Source organism: Flavobacterium sp. (assembly GCF_044368995.1).
GTDB lineage: Bacteria > Bacteroidota > Bacteroidia > Flavobacteriales > Flavobacteriaceae > Flavobacterium.
This window is the reverse complement of sequence record NZ_JBIPMS010000071.1, coordinates 1-8,571: the sequence shown is the minus strand read 5'-3', so window position 1 is coordinate 8,571 and position 8,571 is coordinate 1. Positions and strand designations below refer to the sequence as shown.

8 protein-coding genes are annotated in these 8,571 nt (G+C 31.3%); 4 read left to right on the top strand and 4 right to left on the bottom strand.

Annotation, left to right across the window (positions count from 1 at the left end; translation table 11 throughout):
* The 3 genes from ACIQ2I_RS06210 to ACIQ2I_RS06200 all read left to right on the top strand — a co-directional run.
* The coding region (locus ACIQ2I_RS06210; RefSeq protein ID WP_396181571.1) for a GNAT family N-acetyltransferase at positions 1-295 on the top strand (295 nt) is incomplete at its 5' end.
* Between the two features lie 5 nt (positions 296-300).
* Positions 301-1,341 (top strand): endolytic transglycosylase MltG, encoded by a 1,041-nt coding sequence (gene mltG / locus ACIQ2I_RS06205; RefSeq protein WP_396181570.1) that lies wholly within the window; start codon positions 301-303, stop codon positions 1,339-1,341.
* 102 nt (positions 1,342-1,443) lie between these two features.
* Positions 1,444-2,883, top strand: coding sequence for an APC family permease (locus ACIQ2I_RS06200; protein WP_396181569.1), 1,440 nt, complete (start codon positions 1,444-1,446; stop codon positions 2,881-2,883).
* Between the two features lie 68 nt (positions 2,884-2,951).
* Here the strand turns inward: ACIQ2I_RS06200 and ACIQ2I_RS06195 are convergent, their stop codons facing one another.
* Both ACIQ2I_RS06195 and ACIQ2I_RS06190 read right to left on the bottom strand, forming a co-directional pair.
* The gene (locus tag ACIQ2I_RS06195) at positions 2,952-4,400 is read right to left on the bottom strand and encodes a glyceraldehyde-3-phosphate dehydrogenase (RefSeq protein ID WP_396181568.1); all 1,449 of its coding nucleotides are present in this window, start codon (positions 4,398-4,400) and stop codon (positions 2,952-2,954) included.
* A gap of 161 nt (positions 4,401-4,561) precedes the next feature.
* A complete protein-coding gene (locus ACIQ2I_RS06190; RefSeq protein WP_396181567.1) occupies positions 4,562-5,947 on the bottom strand; it encodes a S1C family serine protease in 1,386 nt (461 codons plus the stop codon).
* 222 nt (positions 5,948-6,169) lie between these two features.
* Between ACIQ2I_RS06190 and dapF the strand changes: the two genes are divergently transcribed.
* Complete coding sequence (dapF, locus tag ACIQ2I_RS06185) at positions 6,170-6,949, top strand: diaminopimelate epimerase (protein ID WP_396181566.1); 780 nt, start codon at positions 6,170-6,172, stop codon at positions 6,947-6,949.
* A 28-nt stretch (positions 6,950-6,977) separates the two neighbouring features.
* On the opposite strand, the gene ACIQ2I_RS06180 is transcribed toward dapF, so the two are convergent.
* Both ACIQ2I_RS06180 and ACIQ2I_RS06175 read right to left on the bottom strand, forming a co-directional pair.
* Entirely contained in the window at positions 6,978-7,682 is a 705-nt protein-coding gene (locus ACIQ2I_RS06180; protein ID WP_396181565.1) for an ABC transporter ATP-binding protein, read from the bottom strand.
* Between the two features lie 180 nt (positions 7,683-7,862).
* Positions 7,863-8,444, bottom strand: a complete 582-nt coding sequence (locus ACIQ2I_RS06175; RefSeq protein ID WP_396181564.1) for a class I SAM-dependent methyltransferase — start codon at positions 8,442-8,444, stop codon at positions 7,863-7,865.
* Positions 8,445-8,571: the final 127 nt, after the last annotated feature.

Here is an 8,571-nt window from a genome sequence, read left to right as displayed (position 1 = left end):
CATAGATTTGTTTGATTTTGATGCCAAAAACAGTCGTGCTGGAATTGGAATTTTAATTTCGGAAAACTTTAGAAATCAAGGTATTGGAAAAGAAACCTTGCAATTACTCTCAAATTATGCTTTCACACATTTAAATTTACATCAATTATTTGCAAATATTACCATAAATAATGAAGCTAGTTTACAGCTTTTTAGTAATTTTGGTTTTCAGAAAATAGGCATAAAAAAAGACTGGAGTAAAATAAATGGTACATTCGTAGATGAAGTACTTTTTCAATTTATAAACGTAAAATAAAAATTTTGGAAGCAAAAAAATTATTCATAAGAATCATTAGCATTGGAGCTGCAATAATAATTATTAGTGGTGGATATATAATCAATAAGGCTTTTACAGGAAATACAAAATTTGAAGTAGAGGAAGTATATGTTTATGTACCAACTGATTCAAAATACGAAGATATAAAGAAAATTTTAGCTCCATATATTGAAAATCAATCTAAAATTGATTGGGTAGCATCAAAAAGAGACTATAACTCTAATGTGAAAGCAGGTAAATTTTTATTAAAAAAAGGAATGAGCAGTTTTAGTATTGTTCGTGCCTTGCGATTGAATATTCCTGTAAAATTAGCCTTCAATAATCAAGAAAAAGTACAAGATTTATTTGTGAGAATTGCCTCTCAAATAGAACCAGATACAACAAAATTGAATGAAATTTTCACAAACGATACTTTTCTAAAAGAAAATGGTTTGAATAAAGACAATATAATGTCGTTTTTTATTCCGAATAGCTACGAATTTTATTGGAATACTTCACCTGAAGAACTTTCAGAGAAACTTACAAAAGAATATAAAAGATTTTGGAATGATGGAAGATTAGCGAAAGCAAAAGCATTAAATCTATCGCCAGCCCAAGTATATACATTAGCTTCAATTGTTCACAAAGAAACGGCAAAAGCTGATGAGAGACCAAAAGTTGCAGGAGTATACTTAAATCGATTAAACAAAAATATGCCATTACAAGCTGATCCGACAGTAATTTTTGCTTTAAAACAAAAATCAAATGATTGGAACTTAGTTGTAAAACGGGTAATGCATAACGATTTAATAGTAAATTCGCCATACAACACTTATAAAAATGAAGGTTTGCCTCCAGGACCTATTTTTATGCCAGATGTATCGGCAATTGATGCAGTTTTAAATCCAGAAAAACACAATTACTTATATTTTTGTGCCAGTGTAGAAAGATTTGGCTACCACGAATTCGCTACGGACTTTAGTGCGCATTTAAAGGTGGCTGCAAAATATGCTGAATGGGTAAAAAAACAGAATTATAAAAGATAAAACGTATTGTAGAATAGAAAAAGGTGTAGGATTTATAATTTTACCCCTTTTTTTATTTTCCTAAATTTCTTTTTTTATCTTTAACGAAACTATAATTTATATATGGAAAATAAAACTGAATTTAAAAAAGAATTGGGATTATTAAATGCGACTAGTTTAGTGGCAGGTTCAATGATTGGTTCTGGAATATTTATTGTTACCTCAATAATGGCCAGAGATATTGGTGGAGCGGGTTGGATTTTATTAGCTTGGGTTTTAACTGGGTTTTTAACGCTTGCTGCAGCTTTAAGTTACGGCGAATTAGCTGGAATGATGCCAAAAGCAGGAGGACAATATGTTTACATTCAGCGTGCGTATGGCAAAATGATGTCGTTTTTATACGGTTGGACTGTTTTTGCAGTGGTTCAAACTGGAGTAATTGCAGCTGTAGCAGTTGCATTTGCTAAATACACCGCTATTTTTTTTCCAGCTTTAAGCGAAAATATATTAGAAATTGGAACTTATAAAATTCAATACCAACAACTTTTAGCTATTTTGAGTATTGTTGTGCTAACAATAATAAATAATCAAGGTGTAAAAACAGGGAAAAATTTGCAATTTATTTTTACAGCAGCTAAATTGTTTGCTTTATTTGCTTTAATTGTTTTTGGTTTATATATTGGTCTACAATCCGACACTTTAGCCAATAATTTTACAGATATGTGGGCAGCATCTAAAACAACAGTTGTGGATGGTAAAATCACGACAGAAGTATTAACTGGCTTTGCAATAATAGGGATGTTGGGCTTCACTATGATTAATTCGTTGTTTTCCTCTGACGCTTGGAATAACATTACTTTTATCGCGGGAGAAATTAAAGAACCTCAGAAAAATATTCCCAAAAGTTTATTTTTAGGAACTCTAATCGTTACAATCATTTATTTATTAGCCAATTTAGCTTATTTTTCATTATTACCTTTAGATGGAAACCCATTAGCTAATGACTTTTTAGGGCAAGGTATTAAATATGCTAACGAAGATAGATTAGGCGCAAGTGCTGCTTCTGTAATATTTGGGAATGCGGGTGTTTTTATAATGGCAGGTTTAATTATGATTTCTACTTTTGGTTGTAATTCGGGTCTAATTCTAGCTGGAGGACGCTTGTTTTATGCGATGAGCAAAGATGGGTTGTTTTTTAAAAGTGCTGGTGAGTTAAATAAAAATCAAGTGCCAGAAAAAGCACTTTGGATGCAATGTATTTGGGCATCTGTGTTGTGTTTGTCTGGAAAATATGGCGATTTATTAACGTATGCCACTTTTGCTAACTTATTATTTTATGTTTTAACTATTTACGGAATTTTTATTCTTAGGAAAAAAGAACCTGATACACCAAGGCCTTATAAAGCTTTTGGTTATCCATTTGTTCCAATATTATATATTACATTGATTTCTATTATCAGTGTAATATTATTAATTTATGACACCAAAAACACAGGCTTAGGTTTAGGAATTGTGTTATTAGGAATTCCAATTTATTATATCACACAAAAGAAATCTGAATAAAATAATTTATACAAAAAAATCCGTTCCGAAGTTATCGGGACGGATTTTTAATTTCATTTTGTTACCGACTAATAATAAACATAACGTCTAACTTTAGCAATATATTTTGCCAAACGAATTACTTGATGACTATAACCGTATTCATTATCATACCAAATATATAATACAATGTTTTTTCCATCTCCAGAAACAATCGTTGCATTACTGTCGTAAATTGCTGGTTGTGCAGTTCCGACTATATCAGAAGAAACCAATTCGTTGTTTAATGAATATTTAATTTGCTCTACCAAATTGCCTTCCAAGGCATAGGTTTTCATTATATTATTTAATTCTTGTACGGAGGTTGTTCTACTAACCTCTAAATTTAATACTACTAATGAACCATTTGGTACAGGAACTCGAATAGCGTTGGAGGTTAATTTACCCGCTAAGCTAGGTAATGCTTTAGCTACGGCACTTCCTGCACCAGTTTCTGTAATTACCATATTTAAACCCGCAGCTCTTCCACGACGGTATTTTTTGTGCATATTATCAACCAAATTTTGGTCGTTTGTATACGCGTGAATGGTTTCTAAATGTCCTTTTACTACTCCTAAAGTTTCCTCAACAACGGCTAAAATTGGTGTAATGGCGTTTGTGGTGCATGAGGCGGCAGAAAAAATATGCACATCATCTGGATTATAATCTTCATGATTTACACCATAAACGATATTTGGCACTCCTTTTCCTGGTGCGGTTAATAATACTTTATCTGCACCTTTAGAAGTTAGGTGTCTTGCTAAAGCTTCTGCGGTTGTAAAAGCACCTGTATTATCAATAACTAACGCGTCGTTTATTCCGTATTCGGTATAATCAATTTCTTCTGGACAATTAGCTGAAATAATGTACACAGTAGTTCCGTTAATAATTAAAGCGTTGTTTTCTGGATCGGCAGAAACCGAACCTTCAAAATCTCCATGAACCGAATCGTATCGTAATAAAGAAGCACGCTTTTCTAATAAAACCGCATCATTTTTATCACGAGTTACAATCGCACGTAGACGCAATTGTTGCCCTTTTCCGATTTTGCTCATCATTTCGCGAGCTAACAAACGGCCAATACGACCAAAACCATAAAGTACTACATCTTTAGGTACAATTTCAGACGTATCTTTTGCATATTTTAATTTGTCAATTACAAACGCTTTAGCGTCATTATATTTGTCATCTTCTAAATGAAATTCATAGGTTAATTTTCCAATATCTATTCGAGAGGGGGGTAAATCTAAATTTTCAATGGCTCTTGCAATTTCTACAGTATCAAAAATATTGATTGGTTTTTCTACAAAAGCAACTGCATATTCGTGTAAATTGATAATATCTGAAACGTTTCTGTCAATTAATTGATTTCTAAATAATACCAGTTCAATAGATTTGTCAAACCATAAATCGCTTATAATTTTAACAAATTCTACACATGCTTTTCTTCTGTCTGCCTGAAAAGCTACTTCTTTTTCGTAAATAGTGTTGTTGTTCATGAAAATATAGATTGTGTTACAAATTTTTTGCAAAAGTATAGATTTCAATCGTTTTCGTAACGTTTTTTACAATTTTTTTTCTAATTATTTTTTAGAAGAAAAGGCAAAAAAAATTCGCAAAAAAAATACTACTTTGCGAATCTTAAAATACATATAAATTATTATAAAAAGATGCGATATATCTGTCCGTTTTTTGCAATAATTTGATAACGTGTTTTTTCAGTTATCTCTTTTTTTGCTAAATAAGCAGAAACACTTTCCATATCAACTGCTCGCATATTATCCACTTGTGTTACAATAGAACCTTTTAAATCTTCAGCATATTCCTTGTAATCTGCGTTGGTTACTTGTTTGATTTTTATGCCACTTTTTAAATTAAATCTTTTTTTATCGGTTGCATCTAATTCTTCAAATTCAATTCCATTAAATTCGTAGGCAATTAGTTCTTTTTTTGTTAGTGGTACATTTAAAGCCAGGTTTTTACCATCTCTAAGCAAAGTAACTTTAACAATATCATTAGGTCTTTTTGTATTAATAACGGTTGCCATTTCTGCAGATGATGTAATTTTTTGATCATCTATTTTTACAATGATATCTCCTTTTTCAATACCGACTTTCTCAGCGCCAGAATTTTTATTGACTTTATTTATGTAAAATCCCTCAGTTTGATTAATCCCTAATTTTTTTGAAGCTTCCGCGTTTAATTCGCCACCTTCAACACCTAAAATACCGCGTTGTACATTACCAAATTTCATTAAATCTTCAATAATTTTCTTGGTAATATTAGAAGGAACCGCGAAAGAATATCCAGCATAACTTCCTGTTGGCGAAGAAATCATCGTATTTATTCCTATTAATTCACCATTTGTATTCACTAAAGCACCACCGCTATTTCCAGGGTTTACCGCCGCATCAGTTTGTATAAACGATTGAATACTTGCTTTGTCTAAATTTCTGGCTTTTGCTGAAATAATTCCAGCCGTTACAGTTGAATTCAATTGATACGGATTTCCTACCGCTAAAACCCATTCGCCCACTTTAATATTATCTGAATTTCCAAAAACAATAAATGGTAATTTCTCATCCGCATCTATTTTTAGTAAAGCAATATCCATTTTACTGTCTGTACCAATTAATTTCGCTTTATACGCTTTGTTGTTATTTAAAGTCACCTCAAGCTCGTTAGCGTCTTGTATTACGTGGTTGTTGGTTACAATATACCCGTCATCTGAAACAATCACTCCAGACCCTGTTCCTATTTGTTCTTGTTGCTGCGTGCCACCTCCATAAAAAAATGATGCCCATGGATCGGTAAAAGTTCGTACTGAAACATTTTTTACATGGACCACACTATGAATGGCTTTTTCGGCACCAATTGTAAAATCAACACTTTCAGCACCTTTATAACTTACGTTTTTGTTGTAGTTTGGCGAAGTGGTAATAAATGCATCGCTGTCATTTTTTCTGTTTTCAATGAATTTGTAGGCACCCAAAGTAACGGCACCACTCATTAATGATACAATAAATAAGCTTCCTAAATTTTTCATCTTGTTCATTTTAAATTTTTTTTTGACTTTGTAAATATAAATACGTTTTTTTAAAATACAAATTCGTTTAACTAACGATTAACAATGTTTAACAACTTTTTAATATTTTATAGGTACACAGATTATTTAGATTGCAACAGTTAATTCGTGTAAATCTGTGAAATTTGTATTTCTTTTATTTTTAAAATTATATAACACTAAAAAAATAAATATATTTGTAGTATGCAAATACAATTTTATAAATACCAAGGCACTGGAAACGATTTTGTTATGATAGATAATCGTACAAACACATTTCCCAAAAATAATACCCAACTAATTGAATTTTTATGCGACCGCCGTTTTGGCATAGGTGGCGATGGTTTAATTTTATTAGAAAATCATGAAAAATATGATTTTACTATGGTGTATTATAATTCCGATGGAAGCACCAGTACCATGTGCGGTAATGGAGGACGATGTATAATAGCTTTTGCAAAACAATTAGGTATTATTGAAACTGAGGCTCATTTTGAAGCATCGGACGGTTATCATTTTGCTAAATTTGAAAGCAATTTAATTGCGCTTCAAATGATTGATGTAACTGAAGTGAAGCATTTTACAACTCATGATTATGTGTACACTGGTTCGCCACATCATGTGCAATTGGTATCAGATTTAAAAGATTTTGATGTAAAAAATGCAGGTAAAAAGTTAAGAAATTCTGATTTGTATGACGCAAGTGGGTGTAATATCAACTTTGTAAAACAAGAAAATATTGACACTTTTTCAGTCCGTACATACGAACGAGGCGTAGAAGATGAAACTTTATCTTGTGGAACAGGTGCAACAGCCGTTGCAATTGCAATGCACGCTACTGACAAAACATCGACTAATCGAGTTCATATTAATGTTTTAGGCGGAAAATTAACAATCAGTTTTGATGTTGAAAATAATATGTATAAAAATGTATTCTTAACCGGTCCGGCTGAAATGGTTTTTGCTGGAAGTTTGGAAATATAGCTTTTTATCTTAAAAATTGAATAGATTTTTAATAAGAAACAATTTCTTTATTCTTAAAATCATTTTCAATAATTCCGTCACGCAATCGAATAATTCTATGTGCATGGGCTGCAATTTCTTCTTCGTGAGTTACTAAAATTACCGTATTGCCGTTGGCATGAATTTCACCAAATAATTTCATAATTTCAATAGAAGTTTTACTATCTAAGTTTCCAGTTGGTTCATCGGCTAAAATGATTGAAGGTTTGTTAACTAAAGCTCTACCAACCGCCACTCGCTGACGTTGGCCACCAGAAAGCTGATTTGGTTTATGATCCATTCGGTCTGACAAACCTACTTGTTTTAATACTTCAGTAGCACGTTTGTTTCTATCCTCTTTTGAAAAACCAGCATATACCATAGGTAAAGCCACATTGTCCAAAGCAGTAGTTCTTGGCATTAAGTTAAATGTTTGAAACACAAATCCAATTTCTTTATTTCTAATTTCGGCTAATTCATCATCGTGCATTTCACTAACTTGCTTTCCGTTTAAAATATAACTTCCAGAAGTAGGCGTGTCTAAACACCCTAAAATATTCATTAAAGTCGATTTCCCAGAACCCGACGGCCCCATAAGTGCCACATATTCACCTTTATTTATTACTAAATCTATTCCTTTTAATACATAAACGGTTTCACTTCCCAATTGGAAATCACGTGTTATGCCTTTAATGTCTATTATTGGAGTACTCATAGTTTTTATTCGCGGTTTTTAGATTAACGGTTATTACTACAATTTATAAGTAGTTAAATATAAGTTTTTGTTACAATTAAATTCTAAAATCAATGACAATATCAATATCAATTACAAAAACCAATAACAAAAATAAATTATAGAAAATCCTGTTAATTAGTGAAATCTGTGTTCCATCAATTAAACTCGAATCACAAAATGTTCTTTTTCCTGTTCAACTCTAAAAAATACCATTCCGAAATGAAACGTGTCAATGGTAACTTTTACTTTAGGATGTTTTTTTATGATATCCCAAAAATTTTCATTTTCAATTGATTCATGAATGTCATTAATTATCCAAACTGAATCATTTGTAATAGTAGGTAATAACATTTCAAAATAGTCTAAAGTAGTTTTCTGAGAATGACTTTTGTTGATGTAAATGAAGTGGAAAGTCAAAAGTGGAAAGTGGAAAGTATTGTCATTTTTAGAAAGTTTGTTTTTTTGAAACTCTTCAAATTTGGTAATTTCTGAAGAAAATATATTGGTATCTATTTCAGTTGAATTTCCGATTTCTAAAATGGTTTTAGGTTGAAAATACCGCACGACTCTAAAAAGTAATTTATTTTTTTTTGAAGTATTTTTTAAAAGTGAATATTCTGGAAATTTTGTTTTATCATAAAAACATTTCGTAACCAAATCAAACACAAAAGGCGAATGCACACCGTGTTGGTCTTTTGAGTTCCAAAGGAATTTTAAATATGATATTATTAAATGATTCATTTATTTTGCCACAGATTAAATGATTTTCACGGATTATAATAATTAAAACAAAAAATCTGTGTTAATCTGTGAAATCCGTGGCCAACTTTTATTATTCTATTTTTGAGCTCAATTCAAACCAGCGTGC

What these genes read in the sequence shown, in the direction of transcription:
- ACIQ2I_RS06200 (WP_396181569.1), top strand. Translation starts at nt 1,444, where the DNA reads ATGGAAAATAAAACTGAATTTAAAAAAGAATTGGGATTATTAAATGCG.
- dapF (WP_396181566.1), top strand. Translation starts at nt 6,170, where the DNA reads ATGCAAATACAATTTTATAAATACCAAGGCACTGGAAACGATTTTGTT.
- ACIQ2I_RS06190 (WP_396181567.1), bottom strand. Translation starts at nt 5,947, where the DNA reads ATGAAAAATTTAGGAAGCTTATTTATTGTATCATTAATGAGTGGTGCC.
- ACIQ2I_RS06180 (WP_396181565.1), bottom strand. Translation starts at nt 7,682, where the DNA reads ATGAGTACTCCAATAATAGACATTAAAGGCATAACACGTGATTTCCAA.
- ACIQ2I_RS06195 (WP_396181568.1), bottom strand. Translation starts at nt 4,400, where the DNA reads ATGAACAACAACACTATTTACGAAAAAGAAGTAGCTTTTCAGGCAGAC.
- ACIQ2I_RS06175 (WP_396181564.1), bottom strand. Translation starts at nt 8,444, where the DNA reads ATGAATCATTTAATAATATCATATTTAAAATTCCTTTGGAACTCAAAA.